General features: G+C 62.0%; 13 protein-coding genes and 1 tRNA gene. 6 read left to right on the forward strand and 8 right to left on the reverse strand.

Going from position 1 to position 14,976, the window contains the following annotated elements:
* Positions 1-248 precede the first annotated feature (248 nt).
* From BLEFHOIH_RS13580 to BLEFHOIH_RS13595, 4 genes are all read left to right on the forward strand, one after another.
* Positions 249-1,472, forward strand: coding sequence for a peptidoglycan-binding protein (locus tag BLEFHOIH_RS13580; RefSeq protein ID WP_088346323.1), 1,224 nt, complete (start codon positions 249-251; stop codon positions 1,470-1,472).
* Complete coding sequence (locus tag BLEFHOIH_RS13585; RefSeq protein WP_088346325.1) at positions 1,469-2,761, forward strand: site-specific DNA-methyltransferase; 1,293 nt, start codon at positions 1,469-1,471, stop codon at positions 2,759-2,761. Before BLEFHOIH_RS13580 ends, BLEFHOIH_RS13585 begins: the two co-directional genes overlap by 4 nt.
* A 103-nt stretch (positions 2,762-2,864) precedes the next feature.
* Positions 2,865-2,993 carry a hypothetical protein gene (locus BLEFHOIH_RS27520; protein WP_280950400.1) on the forward strand — a complete coding sequence of 43 codons (129 nt, stop codon included), beginning with the start codon at positions 2,865-2,867 and terminating at the stop codon, positions 2,991-2,993.
* 21 nt (positions 2,994-3,014) lie between these two features.
* Positions 3,015-3,269 carry a hypothetical protein gene (locus BLEFHOIH_RS13595; RefSeq protein WP_088346329.1) on the forward strand — a complete coding sequence of 85 codons (255 nt, stop codon included), beginning with the start codon at positions 3,015-3,017 and terminating at the stop codon, positions 3,267-3,269.
* 455 nt (positions 3,270-3,724) lie between these two features.
* Here the strand turns inward: BLEFHOIH_RS13595 and BLEFHOIH_RS26230 are convergent, their stop codons facing one another.
* From BLEFHOIH_RS26230 to BLEFHOIH_RS27525, 5 genes are all read right to left on the reverse strand, one after another.
* A complete protein-coding gene (locus tag BLEFHOIH_RS26230; protein ID WP_125461702.1) occupies positions 3,725-4,159 on the reverse strand; it encodes a hypothetical protein in 435 nt (144 codons plus the stop codon).
* Positions 4,160-5,309: 1,150 nt separating this feature from the next.
* The gene (locus BLEFHOIH_RS13600) at positions 5,310-6,065 is read right to left on the reverse strand and encodes an MHYT domain-containing protein (RefSeq protein WP_088346331.1); all 756 of its coding nucleotides are present in this window, start codon (positions 6,063-6,065) and stop codon (positions 5,310-5,312) included.
* Between the two features lie 418 nt (positions 6,066-6,483).
* Positions 6,484-7,032 carry an NUDIX domain-containing protein gene (locus BLEFHOIH_RS13605; protein WP_088346333.1) on the reverse strand — a complete coding sequence of 183 codons (549 nt, stop codon included), beginning with the start codon at positions 7,030-7,032 and terminating at the stop codon, positions 6,484-6,486.
* Positions 7,029-8,192 carry an NAD(P)-dependent oxidoreductase gene (locus BLEFHOIH_RS13610; RefSeq protein ID WP_088346335.1) on the reverse strand — a complete coding sequence of 388 codons (1,164 nt, stop codon included), beginning with the start codon at positions 8,190-8,192 and terminating at the stop codon, positions 7,029-7,031. The genes BLEFHOIH_RS13605 and BLEFHOIH_RS13610 overlap by 4 nt, the downstream gene beginning before the upstream one ends.
* A 9-nt stretch (positions 8,193-8,201) precedes the next feature.
* Positions 8,202-8,333 (reverse strand): hypothetical protein, encoded by a 132-nt coding sequence (locus BLEFHOIH_RS27525; RefSeq protein WP_280950401.1) that lies wholly within the window; start codon positions 8,331-8,333, stop codon positions 8,202-8,204.
* Positions 8,334-8,517: 184 nt separating this feature from the next.
* Between BLEFHOIH_RS27525 and BLEFHOIH_RS26690 the strand changes: the two genes are divergently transcribed.
* A tRNA-Phe gene (locus BLEFHOIH_RS26690) sits at positions 8,518-8,597 on the forward strand.
* 21 nt (positions 8,598-8,618) lie between these two features.
* Here the strand turns inward: BLEFHOIH_RS26690 and BLEFHOIH_RS13620 are convergent.
* On the reverse strand, positions 8,619-9,773 hold the full coding sequence (locus BLEFHOIH_RS13620; RefSeq protein WP_088346339.1) for a DUF2235 domain-containing protein: 1,155 nt from the start codon (positions 9,771-9,773) through the stop codon (positions 8,619-8,621).
* 246 nt (positions 9,774-10,019) lie between these two features.
* On the opposite strand from BLEFHOIH_RS13620, the gene BLEFHOIH_RS13625 reads away from it, so the two are divergent.
* Positions 10,020-10,313, forward strand: coding sequence for a hypothetical protein (locus tag BLEFHOIH_RS13625; RefSeq protein WP_088346341.1), 294 nt, complete (start codon positions 10,020-10,022; stop codon positions 10,311-10,313).
* Positions 10,314-10,469: 156 nt separating this feature from the next.
* Here the strand turns inward: BLEFHOIH_RS13625 and BLEFHOIH_RS13630 are convergent, their stop codons facing one another.
* Both BLEFHOIH_RS13630 and BLEFHOIH_RS13635 read right to left on the reverse strand, forming a co-directional pair.
* Positions 10,470-13,589 (reverse strand): type III effector HrpK domain-containing protein, encoded by a 3,120-nt coding sequence (locus tag BLEFHOIH_RS13630; protein WP_088346343.1) that lies wholly within the window; start codon positions 13,587-13,589, stop codon positions 10,470-10,472.
* A 375-nt stretch (positions 13,590-13,964) separates the two neighbouring features.
* Positions 13,965-14,705: a methyltransferase domain-containing protein gene (locus tag BLEFHOIH_RS13635; RefSeq protein ID WP_088346345.1), complete on the reverse strand. Its 741-nt coding sequence runs from the start codon at positions 14,703-14,705 to the stop codon at positions 13,965-13,967.
* Positions 14,706-14,976: the final 271 nt, after the last annotated feature.

Genomic DNA, 14,976 nt, shown 5'->3' on the forward strand with positions numbered 1-14,976 from the left:
TGATCGGCTATCCGATGAGCGGTTTTAGTGAGATACACGTCTGTTAAGACTATCTGATCCTGAATTAGTCCGTCCATCATGTGATTTCTCAATGCGAGGGGTTAGAGCACAACGACCAGCCAGATCAGAAAGTTCGGCTCAAATAGGTAATTTTACTCATAGGTAGATTACCTAGTCGCTGGGTTCGCCCCAATCACACCAAGACCGATAGCCGCCCCTTGAGGCGGCTTTTTCTATGAGGACATCGAATGCAACTGACCGAATCCGCGATCCGGGCGCTCTTTCCGGACGCGCTCGATAGCTACGTCTCGGCGCTGACGCGGCTGGGGCCGCAGCTGGAAAACCACGGCATGCTAAGCAACCCGCTGCACCTTGCGCATTTCCTGGCGCAATGCGCGGCCGAAAGCGGCGGCTTCTCGCTGACGAGCGAGAGCGGCAACTACTCGGCCGAGCGGCTGCTCGAGATCTTCCCCAAATATTTCACGCCGGCGCAGGCCAGGGCCTATGCGCGCAAACCCAAGCCGATCCTGTCGCGAGCCTACGCAGGACGCCTCGGCAATGGCCCTGAGGCGAGCGGCGAGGGCTGGATCTATCGCGGCCGCGGTCCGCTGCAGGAAACCGGCAAGGACAATTACCGCCGCGCCGGCGCCGAGCTCGGCATCGACCTCGTCGCCGATCCGGACAGCGCCGCCTATCCGCCGATCGGCTTCCAGATCGCCCTCAATCGCTGGTCCCGGTCCAAGCTCAACAGCTACGCCGGCCGAGGCCCGACCCATGCGGCGATCCTTGCCTGCTCGCGCGGCATCAACCTCGGCAATCCGCTGAGCCGGGCGCAGCCGAACGGCTTTGCCGAGCGCAAGGCCTGGTTCGAAAAGATCTGGGCGGTGCTGGGCGACCAGACCGCCGCGGCGAAGATCAACCCGCTCGCCGATGGCATCCTCGAGGAGGGCGAGGAAGGCGAGGCCGTGGCCGAGCTGCAGCGCGCGCTGGCGGGCCTAGGCTACCCGGTCGGCACGCCGGACGGGGTGTTTTCCGAGCGAACCCACGCGGCCGTGGCGGCCTTCCAGGCGCGCGAGGCGCTGCCCGGTGATCTCGGCAAATGGCGGCTCGAATGGAACGATCGCCTGAAGGATGCCGCTCCGTTCGAGAATACGGCCCGGAGAGGCGCCACGCCGACGGATCTGGAGGCCAAGGGCGACGAGCTGGTCGGCTGGCTTGGCTGGCTGCAGAAGGCCGCCGCGGGCGCTGCGGCCTTCCTCGGCCTCGACCAGGCCGTCGACGTCGCCGGCCTCCAGCTGCCCGAAACCCTGACCGGCATGCGCCAGGTGGTCGACCCGCTCTCCGCCAACCTCATCTGGCTGCTCGGCAACAAATGGGCCTTCGGCATTCTCGCCTGCATCGGCCTCATCGTGCTGGCGAGCTGGCTGCGCCGGCGTCAGGCGGAGCGCCACCGGAATTTCGTCACCGCATGATCGGGGAGGAGGATTGGGCCGAGCATGCCGCCGCGAATTCGGCGGGCAGCTACGAGGTGGCGATCGCGGCGCTGCGCGCCAGGCTCGAGCGATCGCGGGTGGTGATCGGGGATTGCGTCCTCTACCACGAGGATGCCGCCTTCATCCTGCCGACCCTGCACTCGATCGACGCCGTCGTCACCGACCCTCCCTACGGCATCGACGCCGCCGGCCGCGGCACCATCGGCAGCGGCACCAAGGCCATCCCGGCCACGGAGTTCGAGAAGGCCGATTGGGACAAGCGTCCGGTGGCGCCGGAGCTGATGAGCCAGGTCTATGCGCGTGCGCGCTGGCAGATCATCTTCGGCGGCAATTACTACCGCATGCCGCCGGCGAGTTGCTGGCTGGTCTGGGACAAGCTAAATGGCGGCGCCTTCGCCGATTGCGAGCTGGCCTGGACCAATCTGCCCAAGGCGGTGCGCCGGATCCAGTATCGCTGGAGCGGCTATCTCCGCCAGAACAACGAGCCGCGCGGCGATCACCCGACCCAGAAGCCGGTCGAGGTGATGAAATGGTGCATTGGCCAGTTGCCGGAGGACGCCCAGACCATCCTCGACCCGTTCATGGGGTCGGGCACCACCGGCGTCGCCGCCGTGCTGATGGGGCGCAAATTCATCGGCATCGAGCAGCGCCGGGACTATTTCGACGCCGCCTGCCGGCGCATCGAGGCCGCCTATGCCCAGCCGCGCCTGGCGCTCGAGGAGCCGCCCCGCCCGGCGCCGTCCGCCCCGGTGCCGCCCCCGCCGCAGGATCCCGAGGCCCCGATCATCGCAGCAACTGCAATCGTAACCGCGCGGCCGGGCCGCGGGCGAGAACGTGCCTGGGCCCGCATCTTCAACGGAGGAATCAACATGGGCATCACATTGTCTGGCCTGGCTTGGCAGATCGGGCTGCAGCTGCTCTCCGGCGTCTTTGCCGCCTGGTCGACCGCGATCGGCCGCACCCTCATCCTGGTGGCGGTTTGCGTCGGCCTGACCTGGCTTGCCGCGGGCCGCTTCCACGATCAGGCCTACGACCAGGGCGCGGCCGACACCCGCGCCGAGCAGGAAGCGGGCCGCACCACCGCGATCAACGCCGCCAAGGCCGAGGGCGTGGTGCTGGTGATGGAAGGGGAGAAGGCCGCCATCGAGGATGACGCCGTTCTCAAACAACTCGGACTTTTTCAAGCGAAGGTGCGCAATGAAGCTGAGAATCCTGACCGTGTTTTGCTGCCTGCTGACGATGCCTGGCTGCGATCAAAGCGCCAGTAAGGCGCCGCCGGCCGTCGACCTGGCGCCATACCGTTGCCCGCCATTGCGGCCGGCGGATCGCGCCACCTTCGCCCGGGCGCCGGCGCAGCCGCCGGCGGGGCCCTTGACCGAGGCGGCGAATAAGAAATGGATCGACGCGCTCGAGCTGCAGGTCGAGGAGCGTAACCGCGCCGGCAGGCGCATCATGCGCGGCTACGACGACTGTCGTGGCCAGGCTGCGCCGGCGAGTTGAGGGCGGCAATGGTGGTGGGCAATGGGTTTGGGGAACGGGTTATCGCCCGATCGGCAGATCGGCGCGCTCGAGGCGGAGCTGCGCCACCTGCGCGAACTCTTCGATGGGCACAAGAGCCGGACGGCGAGCGAGCTGCGCCGGATCGAGCTGCGCATCAACGCCAAGTCGCGGGAGATCCGCGACTTGGAGAGCTCGATCAACCGGGCGGTGCTCTATCTGGCGATAGCCGCGGGGGCGATCATCTTCGATCTGATCCGCAAGGGCACCGCCTTTTGATCCGCGTCCTCATCTTCGAGCACGGCGCGGCATTCCTGGCCGGAACGGTGATCGTATTCCTTTTTGCACGGACCTTCATCTGGTGAAAATCCTCCGTCTCGCCTGCGCGGCGGCCCTGCTGGCTGGCTGCGCGTCACGATCGCCCGTATTACCCACCGTGGCAACTTCGACCGCCCCGCATCTGCCCGGCCCCCCTCGGCCAGGGGCTTTCGTCAGGTGCGAACAGCTCGATCCGTCGGTTGCGGCCGAGGCGGACGTGCAGACGCCGCTCACACCGATCATTGCAGGGGGCACGTCAGCCCTATCGGCTGCATTGATGGCATCGGAGGTCCGCAAGAACGCAGCGCTCCGCAAGGTGATAGAAAAGTACAGGAGCTGTCGAATGGTGCCCCAATGGACAGCTCTAGCTTCTCGTTGAAAGCTAAACGGGTCTGTGAAGCGACAAACAGAGGCGTTTAACAAATGCCATACTTTATCATCCACCCGAATTCGTGGTCATACTTGGCCGGAAATAATACCGCTTCGGGTCCTTGCTCAAGGTATTCGTTTAGCATGATCCGCTCACATGCGGCTGCATCCACATCAGACCATGGGCTTGTGGGAGCGCTACCATCAGGTAGGCGCGGGATACCAATACTAAACAGGAGCTTCGCGACCTCTCGGGCTCGCTCGCCGTTGAGTGCCCGTATGATCACATCTTCTTTGTACGTGCTGGAGCGCCAAATTGGGCTTGCCGGGTTCAGCGGCCATAAACGGTAAACACGATTGGTGCCGAAAATCTCATTTGTTCTGCCCTGCGCTGCAAGCGTTTGCATGCGCACGACTTCTTCCAGTGCGTTGCGGTAGCGCGGGCTGCGCATACTGTTCTGGCACGAATGCTGGTCTAACATCTCTCTTTCCTGTTGCGGTTGCAATGGGCCGGTCGCCAGCTGGCAACGTGCCACCTAGAGACCGAAGGGAACGTCACTGTTTTTCAATAGATTGCCTGCAATTTGCCCGCAGTCAAACAAAAATTTCAATTAATTCCACTTCATATGCTGCATCCACGAAGATTTTACGTGAATATAAGCGCATTAATATAAATTTGTATTAAATGTTGTTAGCTTGGGAGATAACTAAAGTGACAATTCGCACATGTTTCTATGCTTCTTACATGTGTTGACTGCGTATTTGCCGAATAGTGAGGCTTTTCCGGCGAAACAAACAAATAAATTGTGGGCTTCTCAGTGCGAATGCCAGAGTTCGCGCTTGACGACAGGCCGACAGAGTGAACCGGGCGGGTGTCTGCTCGCAATTTCGCATCATACACGAGGACGATCGTAGCCACGAGGCGTTCGGCCAATAATTTGGCAAGGCGAGGGGAGACCAGGTTGCGACTTGAGAAAGCAGGCTAAGACCGACAGCGGCGCAATCCCAGAGGGCTCGGTGAGCAATGACGCTGCCGTAAACGCAGCGATTCCCAGTCGTGGCCACGGTAGCCCCAGCATCAGCCGGTAATCATATTTTTTTGAGTAGGTTCAGCATTACCGCGGCATCAATCGCGATGCCAACGTCCGGGACAATTCAGTCACGGCGACCGACGACCAGCTGCTTGGCGCCATCGCCGGTGGTTTTGTCCTCGGTGCAATCTGCAATCGATAACCTCTTGATCTTACTGCCGCCCGCGCGGGATCCGCGCGGACTTTTCCCCAAACAACTCACAGGCGCAAACTCTCTGTTGCAACCAAAAGGAGAGCGCAATAAAACAAACGCAACCGCCAATGTTCGTTTTCGGCGGACAATCTACTCCAAGTATTTTGTTCGGCCCCCAGTTCAATCTGGATGCCGGGTGTCACGCAGCGCTAGGCGCCTAGCGGCACCCTCCTCTCGGTTCAAGCGGGGCGTGACCACGGCGTCGGGAACAGGCAGAAGCCGCCTTAAACCGACGCCGATTAAACCGGTCATCATAGTACGTCACCGGCCATCCGTTCGATGGGCCCGACTAGGTATTTTGTGGCGAAAAGCCGAGTCGGTGGCAGCCGCTGGATTTAGCACGCGCCATCACTGCTTCTTAGCCCCAGAGGACATAGGGCGAGCTATACGGCGCTCTCGCCACGTGAGAAACGAGAAGACGATAATGCACATGCTGCAAACGGTATAGACAGTAAACGTGATCGCGAGGGCGAGGTATTTCTCCGATAAGAGAAGTGCCGGTAGTGCGGCAGATGTGTCGTCGGGCAGGAAGCGTGTGGCTTCCATTCCAGAATAGTGCATCAAGGCGATCGTTAGTCCTAATGTGATGGAGCCTAAGAGGGTGTCGACCACCCCGCGCTGACGAAAGGCAAGCCACAAGGCGACGGCAGACGCTTGTATGGCGATCAGCACTGAGACCATGACTCCAAGCCACGAATATTCGACGATGCAGCTCCCCGTGATGGCATACATGCCGAGGTAATGCATCCCGCCGACACCGAGGCCGAGAAAGACTGCACTTAAAGGCAGGCTTGCGTTTCCGAGCCGCTTGGAACTGACGATAGCAAGAGAGACTACCGTGCCCAGCACAGCGATCGCCGCGGAAATCGCGGTGGGTATAACTTCATAGCTCAGTTCGATAGGCAATTTTACAGCCAGCATGGCGATGAAGTGCATTGACCATACGCCGCCGCCAATTCCAATACCGCCCAGGGCGATGCGCAACCGTGCCTCAGAACGGGGCACCCACTGGATGCCGGTCGTCATAACGAGGCCGGTGAAGGAACCTAAGATCGCGACTCCTATGGAAAGAGCGACCAATCCCGCGTCGTAGGTAAAGTCCATTGGAATCCGTAATCACTCAGCTCGAACATTATAGTGCGCCAGAAATCACACACTTAGCACCCTGGCTTGCGCAGAATTTCTAATACAAAACGCATCATGGCGAGATGTATGTCTGTATAACCGCATCAATAATTGTCGATATTACTGATATTTGCACCTCCGAAAACATAGCATTCATGTGACGGCAGTATATCCGTAATTTCCCTTATTCGGGTCGTTATCTCTACGGGGCCGGGTTGGCCCCAATTCGGTCCTCGCGGGCTTACCCTTAATGATTGCCAGCCAACATCCTCGGCTATGGGAAGGGCCGAGCCGTTTGGCCGAGGCATACCAAAGGCCTTTCGCCTTCGGCTCCGAAATGATCGCAATCGGGGTGGCCGCGTATCAATAAGAAATGCGATCCTCGGGATCGCTGAACTCAGACAAGTTTCAACTCGACCAAGCGATCTCGAATCGCCGCTGGCGCCATTTCTGGAGAGACCCAGGCGCTGTCGCTGACTTCGTCCTGCTGCAGCGCCAGTGCTTCGGGATTTCCTTTGAACACGAAGCAAAAATCGAAGTGGTGATGTTCCGGCTCGGCCCTTGCCGGATTGGCCGGAATAGGGTGGTGATCGATATAGATGGGCAAGTGCGCAAACTCACCAGCCGGCGCCGCCAGCGCGGTGGTCTGTATGCCCGTCTCCTCGGCGATCTCGCGTAGGGCAGCGGCTCTGAGGGAACTATCGCCCTGTTCGACGTGGCCGCCCGGAAAGAGCCATCGATCTAGAGTCTTGTGACGGATCATCAGCAGCCGGCGATCTTCGTTGATCACGATTGCGCCGCAGGTGACGTGTCCGCGAAACTCTTTCCGACTGGTAATCTCCGCCGCTTGCTCCTGCAGCGAGCGCAGCGCGGCCACCACGTCAATGTCGGCCGGGAATTGCTGCGCGTATCCGGTCAAGGTGCGCTCGATGTCGTCTCTGATCATTGACTGGCTCCTTCCTCATCCGAACCAAAATGCTCGAGCCAAATATGCGCAATTTGAGCGCGTAGGCTGCTGTCGTTCTCGGTTATCCCAAGCGAACTCACGCCGTGTGACAGGCGGGCGACTGAAGCCAGGAGCTCGGCCTGGATGAGACAGATGAACGGACCCAGCGCCGACCCATGGACGAAGTTCACAGCGTGCCCGCCATTCATCAGGTAGAAGTAATGATCGCCCCGCGAATAGCACGTGATATGCGGCGACACCTGCGCCGGGTCATAGTGCTGGTGCAGATCCCGCATCTCCAACTCGTCATCGCCTGAGGTGACGGTGGCGACATAGGCGCCTCTGTCCAATTGTGCGAACTGCTGCAGCTGCAGCGCTTTGTTGCCCGTCGCGCAAAACACCAGCGCTGCGCCCGCCACGGCTTCCTCGAGCGTGGCAGCCGTCCCGAAGCCGCGCGACATGGCTTCGACCCGCTTCACCGCGTCCAGGTCGTACACGACGGCGCGAACGCGGCGGGCGTGGAGCGTGTTGGTGATGCTGCGGCCGATTTTCCCATACCCGATCACGCAGGCTGTCCTGCCATGCAAGACGTCGGCGCGCTCGCGCAAGAGCGCCTCGGCCGAGAACACGATGGATTGCCCTACCAGCCAATCCTCCGGATCCTTCAGCGGGCTGCGCGCGACGCTGATCACCGGGCAGGCCTGGATGGACGCCCTCTCGTATTTCTGGTGCCCATTCTCCGTGTCCTCGACGATGCCGAGCAAGCCAGGCCCATATCGCGCATTCAGCTCATCCGCGATGCCGGCGAAATAGCCGCCGACATCGAGGATGATCGCCGGGCGGCCGCTGCAGTACCGGGTTAGGTGCGCCAGGGGCGCGTCCACATTGCTGAACCGCGCGTGGGCCACCTGCAGCTCGATATGCGGCGGGAGGCGGTCCCGGGTGACCTGATCGATCGATTGAGGCTTGGCGAGCACGACGCCCAGCTGCGAGGCGCGGCCGAGCGCTTGCAGCATCGCAGGGGCGTCGGGCCGGATGTGGGTGACGATCACAGATGCGATTCCAGGCTTTGCCGGAAACGCCGCCAGGACGGCTCCAAAGAAGGCATCGATCGTCGTGCGTCGGGCGACCGTCCCTGCGTCGAGGTCGGGGTGTTGCATCTTGGCCCCTCACTCTTCCAGGTACGACGTGTTGTCGATGATGACCCGCACGTCGCCGTCGTAGACGCACCGATTGCCCGTGACCTGCTCGATCACCCAGCAATCGGCACCAAGCTGTTCGGCGGTTATCAGTATGCCCAATCCCAGGGCGAGGCCTCCCAGCAAGGCAAAGCAAAGTTCCGGTATTTGATGCATGCGTTCGTCCCCCAAAGATTGGGGACGATCGGCTAAAGCCTATTGGAAAACGGCACGAAGATCCTGTTGTTTTCTAGAAAAGGTCGACCTAACCCATTGATATTCAGGACCGATCTAGACAACGCTCTCTTGGTAAGCGGTTGAAAAACCACCGACAGCTGGCGATTGAAAATCCGCGTGTCGGTGGTTCGATTCCGCCCCTGGGCACCAACATTTTCTTTGCCTTTGGTCTCAAACCAGATTCCCGGTCGAAATCCCCAATGTTTCGCCGAAGGCTTGCAGATATGCCTTCAACGATCGCGGACGGTAGAGGCGCTTTTCAAAAAGCGCCTCCGCGGGCGACTTGATCCGCCGCTGGCCCACCTCGGCGACTTCGCCGAGCGAGGCGCCAGCGGGCCCGTCGCGCCACTCACGCGGCGCGATCGCGGCGAGGCTGAAGCCTTTGGCGGTGTCGACGGAGGTGGTGTGGTCGATGCCGTCGCGATAGCGCTCGAGGAGGGCCTCATCGATCGCCAGGCCCCGCGCCGATGCGCCCTCGACCACCCAGATCAGCGCGGCCTGCCATAAGCCGTTGAAAGTGGTGCCCCCACCGACGGTGCTGTGGTCGCCGGGAAACCAGATCTGCTCATAAGGCGGTGTCGCCGGGTGCGACGCGCCGGCCGCCATGTTGAGCGCGTCCAGATTGCTCCAGGGGGCGGGCTTGAAGGTGCTTCGCCTCTCGTCGATCGCCAGGGCGTGACGCGCACTCTTGACCATCCGGCTCAATGCGAGGTCATGGAACTGGTAGCGCTTGTTGAAGCGGTTTGCAAAAATGGAACTGCCGGGGATGCCGAGGGAGCCGACCGTATCCCATACGCCGATATATTCGATCGACAAAGGATGCTGATCGACGGCTGCGTTTCCCTCCGCCGTATACACGGCAATGCTGTTCTCGCGGCGGAATTGAACCAGTTCGGCCGCATCCGGCCCGGCCTCCCGGTTCCGGCTCTGATAGGTTTCGATCGTTTTGCCGAAAAGATGGAGGCGGTCTTTCCGCAAGATGCCGCAAGCCCTCAGCATCCCGGCAAAGGAACGTGCACTGAAGGCACCGCGGGAGAAGCCGAATAGGTAAATCCGGTCGCCCGGCGCATAGTTGAAGATCAAATAGCGGTAGGCGCGTTCGATATTGTCCATAAGTCCGAAGCCGAAGGCGCCGCTGAGCAGACGGTTGATGCTGTTGCCGAACGCGACCTCCATCGAGCCCACGCCTTCGTCGTAGCACACCGCCTGCACGACGCCTCGGGCGTCCGCCGGCGATACCAATTGGGCGGCTTTTATGACATTCGTCGGAAACTGGGCGTCGACAGTATTCCAGGTCCCATCAAAGCAGATTACGATGTTTTTCATCTCACCCCCGAAACATCAACATCTTGCAAAATCGTCTTCCGCAGCCGAGAAATATTCAAGCTGACATTGGCTGTCGCATTTCGATGGCCCCATTCTCGACGAGAATCCTTAGGGGTCAGTATGGCATTTCGCGTTGACGTGAAAAGGCGAAACTGGGCGGAGCTTGGTCAAATGCCTGTAACGCTGAGCGCGCAAAATCATGAGGACGGCCGGTCGACCGGCTGATCGCAGATCAGCGAGAGCCCTATGCAGAAATTGGTTCACGACCCTCAAGATCGGATCGAACGCATCGACGAATTCTGGGCGGCGGTCAGCGTCGACGGAAATGGTCAGGTGCTCTGCGCGACGAGACTCAATGGCATGGTGATCCCACTGATTGCCGCCGACGATTCAGGTCTTATCTGGGTCAAGGAGCAGGCCGAAAAGCTCGCCACGCTGACAGGCAGGCGCATCAAGCTGATCAAGCTGACGGGTCGCGTGGAGTTTGAAGAATTGTGGGGCGCAGGGGAGGGCGGGGCACCGATCCCGCGAAATCCGTAGAACGCGGCGTTGAGATTGAGATAAACCGCCGCGCCTGGGCGCGCGGCGGTTTAGCGCTCGGTCTCTCATCTGCTCCGTCCGATCGTTGGGCAGGGGCAGGCAACAGCGTGATCGGCTCGGGCTTACCTGGCCGGGCGAGCCCGATCCGCATTCCGTTTACACCCCGCCCCAAATCTCCTGCGGCGGCAGGTCGCCATCCTCTTTCGGGCCGCCGGTGATGCCGTATTGCTCCAGGATCGGATTGAGATTGGCGTAGAAATCCTCCTGCTGGTTGGCGTGTTTCACCACCTCCCAGATCGCCAGGCCGAAGACCGCGATGGCGGCAAAGCCGGCGGCCGCGATGCCGAGCACGCCGGCCGCGACGCCAAGGCCGCTCACCAGCCCGGGCGCCGCCCCGAACAGCGACGCGATGGCCTCCGCCGTGGTGGCGATGCCGGCGCCGATGCCCAGAATGCCGCCGGTCAGGCTGATGCCGCCATTGACGTTGTCGCCCTGGTTGAGGCTGTTAACGCCCGCCGCGATGCCGAAGCCGCCCGCCAGCAGGCCGCCGACGCCGCCGATCAGCTTGCCGTAATTCTCGATCTTGCCGAGCGCGTCATTGGTCAGCCAGTTGGCCGGGCGGCTCGCGGGGTCGAGCGACTTGGTATATTTCGAGCTGCCTTCCAGCAGCAGCCCGGTGAACTGCATCGCCGCTGCGACCTTGTTCGCCTGAGCCTGCGGCGTGGTGCCGTTCTGTACGCCGCGCGCGATCAGGATGCCGCCCATGAAGGCCGCGCTGACGATATGGAACATGCCCTTGCCATAGGCGGCCGAGATGGTCCCGTCGGGCTTGGGCAGGACATTCAGCTTGGCGAGGGCATCGGTCAGCTTGGCGCCCTGGCGCACATCGTCCCAGACGCCGCGGAAGGCGCCGACGATGGCGTCGGTGCTGATGCGGGTGCCGCTCGCGTCGGTGAACATCTGCGGATTGTCGCGCTGCGCCTCGTCCAGCGCCGCGCGCAGCTTGGTCTCGTCGAGATTGCCGTTGCCATCGCCGAACGCCGCCAGGAATTCCTCCTGCGTCGATGTGCCGAAGATTTCGTCGGAGACGATGTCGACCAGGTTGGTTTCCAGCTTGCCGGCATTGTCGGCGACGAGCTGCGGGTCGAGCACCATGTTGAACGCCGCGACGTCGGCGGAGAAATTCGACAGCGCGGTCTCGACGCCGGTGCCCCCGGCGATGGCGTCCTTGAGCGATTTGCCGCTGACGATATTGTCGAGGTAATATTGCCGGATCTCGCCCTCATGGCCCGACCGGCCGACGATCCCGGCAAGGTCCGGCTTGCCCTCGCGGCCGAGCGCCATATGCAGGATCTGGCCCTGCATGGCGAACGTCTGCACGCCCTGGCTGAGGCTGATCGGATTGCCCTTGTCGTCCTTCATGGCGAGGATGTCGTTGAGGCCGCCGCCCTCGGCGAATTTGCCGTCGTAATAATTCGCGATCTGGCTCTTCAGATTGGGGTCGGCATTGACGAGGGACTGCAATGCCTGCGCCCGCCCGTCGGCGAGATAGGTCTGCACGTCCTTGTCGTTGGCCAGGAGCTCGATCTTGGCCAGCAGGTCGGCCTTGACCTTGTCCTTGTTGGGATTGATGCCGTTGTCTGAGCCATAAGGGTTCCACAGCTCGCTCTTGACGCCCGCCTCCAGCGTGCCGACGGCGGAGAGAAGTTGCATCATCACGGCGGCCTTGGTCTTGCCGTCGTAATTCTCAGGATGGGCGAACACATCCGGGCCCAGCTTGGAGGTGTCGACGCCGTCGACCATGGAGAGAGTCGCGGCGCCGTTCAGCAGGTTGATGAATTCGGCGTCGCTCTTGGGGGCGTAATTGCCGAGCCATTGCTTGACGTTCTCGACGCCAAACGTGCCGTCATTCTTGCTGGTCGCGGGATTGTCGCCGGCCATGTCGAGCTGGCGCAGCATGCCGGGATTGGACCACAGCCGGGCGGCATTGCGCACATCCTCGCTGAGGCCGGGATTGGCATCGGCGAAGGCCGAGAGCTGCTGGCTGTTCAGATAGGTGTGGCCCTCGCCGATGATGACCCGGTTGGCCGCCACCAGGGCCGCGTCCCTCGCCAGCGACTTGGAGAGGTCGCCTGCATTGCCGTTCTTCTCCACATAGGCCTTATAGGCCGCGCCGGCGGTTTTGATGTCGGCCTTGTATTTCTCGATGAAGGCATCGACCTCGGCGTGGGTGATGGTGTTGTCCTGCGTGTCGCCGCCGCCGACATCGAGCGCATTGATCAGCGAGTGGTTGTCAGTGATGAATTTCAGCGCGGCCTGGGCTTCGGGCGGCAGTCCAGAGAGGTCGCCGAAATTGCGGCCCTTGTTCATGCCCCAGGCTTCCCAGTTCTCCGACAGCATCTGCGCGGCGGCGAGCGGGCGGTTCCAGACCGCCTTCAGCCGGGCCTTGTCCTCCTCGCTCATGCCCGCCGTCAGATCGTCCCAGACCTTGAGCGCTTCCGGCGTGGAATAGCGGGTCTGGTCGAGATAGGCGCCGGGATCGGCGGTCGGATCGATGACATCGGGGTCGGCGATCAGGGACGGGCTTGCCGGGTTGACCGGATGCAGCGCGGCGCTCGCCTCGGTCAGATCCTTCAGCCGCTCGCCGTCCCGCGTCTCGGCGGGCGCGTCCATGCGGCCCTTGACCCATGCGGAGAATTTTTCGCCGGCAGCTCCGGCGGCCTCGCGCGCCTTTTCGAGGAAGGCCACCGCGTCGGCCTTGGTGATGACATTGTCCGTCGCCGTGCCGCCGCCAAGGTCCAGCCCTTCGAGCAGCTCGGGATTGGCAGCGATCCATTTCAGCACCACCTGTGCTTCCGGCGGCAGATCGGACGGAGGATTGGCGAAGGAGACCCCTTTATGCATGCCCCAGGCGTCCCAATTGTCGATCAGCATGCGCACCGCCGCGATCGGGCGGTTCAGCTCCACCTGCGCCTTATGCCGCTCGTCGCCGGTCAGATCGGCGGTCAGCCCGTCCCAGATCTCCAGATTGTGGTCCTCGAAGACCATGTCGCCCACGACGTCATAGGTGGTTTTGGAGTAGTCCGAATTGTCCAGGATGCTTTCGGCGTCGGCGGGCGGCTGATCGGTTCGCGCCAGCACCGCGAAATTGCCGGGCCGCGCCTTGGGGTTTGCGGCATCCACCACGCGTTGCCAGGCCAGGAAAATGGCGGGATCAACGTTGGGATCGCCGGGCGGGGTGTTTGGCGGGCTGACGGGATTTACGGTTGTGGCCATGGAGTCCTCGTGACGCGCGTGCCTGTCGCCAAGGCAGCCGCTATCCTTCGGCCGCGAGGATGCTGCCGGCAAAATCGCTGCCTTTGGGAAGGTCACTAGATGCGAAGACTGTAGAGCGGCGAGATGACAGGTGTTTGAAAAGTCGGCCGCGCTCGCGCAAATCGGGTCGATTTGCGTGCCTTGGCGCGCAATGGCGTCGCGACCACGTCCCTTTATACTATTGTCATAAAGGGAGCCTATATTATAGTTTGCAATAATTGCCGATGCTAATTGACTTATATTGTCAGTCGCGCGGGTTTTATTGCGTTGCCTTCTTTTATTTGGTCTAGCGCGTGGAAGCGTTACCGCCGGTTTTGCCAGGCGGCGGCGTGCCCTCTATCCTGCTTTGCAGGCGGCGATCTCCGCCGGCCGCTTGCGCGCTTCGGCTGCTGGCGGAGTGAAGATGGCAAGATATGTATCGCTGCCCGCCAGCGAATGCACAGCGACCTGGCGGTAGCCGACGGCGGCGAGTTCACAGGCGAGCAATTCCGGAGGGGTGCCGTGTCTGGAGGTTGCCGCGCGTGTGTCGACAATGCCCACCTGCCCGCCGCGCTTGAGTGCCGGAGCGAGATTGTAGAGCAGAGCGTAGGGGTCTGAGATCTCGTGATACATGTGAACGAGGATCGCCACATCGACGGAGGCCGGGGGAAGCCGCGGATCGTGCGCCTCGCCGAGGCTGACGGTGACGTTCTTCAGGTCGAGCGCTTTCACGCGCTCACCCAGATCCTTGAGATATGAAGCTTCGACATCTTGCGCGAAGATGCGGCCCCGAGGCCCGACAACGGGAGAAAGCCGGACCGTCAGATAGCCGCTACCCGCGCCGATATCGGCAACGGTCATGCCGGGCCGCATGCCCAGCAGGCGCGCAAGCTGGCCCGGCTCGTCAAACCCGTCCCGTTCCTCCTCGCTGTGCCATAGCGGCGCGACGATATCGGCAACCGGGCGATCGGGCTTGGGAAATTGCGTCGCGGGCGCGCCGGCGGGACCGAGGAACCGATGATCCGCCGCGCCGGTCTGGCTGACGCTGGCCAGATACAGGGCGATTGCCAGCATCGCCCAGCTTGCGCCGCGCCACATCCGACTATCAGCGATAAGCGCAAGCTGCCCCATGATCGACCCTCCGCGTAAGCTGTGTTGACCCGCATCTGTATCGGCCAAGCGGCGCATGCTCTCCGGATGGCTCAGCATACGTCGGCAAGACGCTTGGTATTCAGGTGCTTCATGCGATGGCCGAAATTAAGGCTGGAAGCGCGCGCCATGCAGGGCGCGTCGCTCGACCGTCCCACGCGGCGAGGGCTTTGAAGGGCTGCGCACGGCCTTAAGCGCTAGGCCCTGGAGGGCTTCTTTC

Source organism: Rhodomicrobium sp. R_RK_3, assembly GCF_002198715.1.
Taxonomy (GTDB): Bacteria; Pseudomonadota; Alphaproteobacteria; order Rhizobiales; family Rhodomicrobiaceae; genus R-RK-3.

Coding starts and splice junctions, on each gene's coding strand:
- BLEFHOIH_RS13580 (WP_088346323.1), top strand. CDS start 249: ATGCAACTGACCGAATCCGCGATCCGGGCGCTCTTTCCGGACGCGCTC.
- BLEFHOIH_RS13585 (WP_088346325.1), top strand. CDS start 1,469: ATGATCGGGGAGGAGGATTGGGCCGAGCATGCCGCCGCGAATTCGGCG.
- BLEFHOIH_RS13595 (WP_088346329.1), top strand. CDS start 3,015: ATGGGTTTGGGGAACGGGTTATCGCCCGATCGGCAGATCGGCGCGCTC.
- BLEFHOIH_RS26230 (WP_125461702.1), bottom strand. CDS start 4,159: ATGTTAGACCAGCATTCGTGCCAGAACAGTATGCGCAGCCCGCGCTAC.
- BLEFHOIH_RS13600 (WP_088346331.1), bottom strand. CDS start 6,065: ATGGACTTTACCTACGACGCGGGATTGGTCGCTCTTTCCATAGGAGTC.
- BLEFHOIH_RS13605 (WP_088346333.1), bottom strand. CDS start 7,032: ATGATCAGAGACGACATCGAGCGCACCTTGACCGGATACGCGCAGCAA.
- BLEFHOIH_RS13610 (WP_088346335.1), bottom strand. CDS start 8,192: ATGCAACACCCCGACCTCGACGCAGGGACGGTCGCCCGACGCACGACG.
- BLEFHOIH_RS13620 (WP_088346339.1), bottom strand. CDS start 9,773: ATGAAAAACATCGTAATCTGCTTTGATGGGACCTGGAATACTGTCGAC.
- BLEFHOIH_RS13625 (WP_088346341.1), top strand. CDS start 10,020: ATGCAGAAATTGGTTCACGACCCTCAAGATCGGATCGAACGCATCGAC.
- BLEFHOIH_RS13630 (WP_088346343.1), bottom strand. CDS start 13,589: ATGGCCACAACCGTAAATCCCGTCAGCCCGCCAAACACCCCGCCCGGC.
- BLEFHOIH_RS13635 (WP_088346345.1), bottom strand. CDS start 14,705: ATGTGGCGCGGCGCAAGCTGGGCGATGCTGGCAATCGCCCTGTATCTG.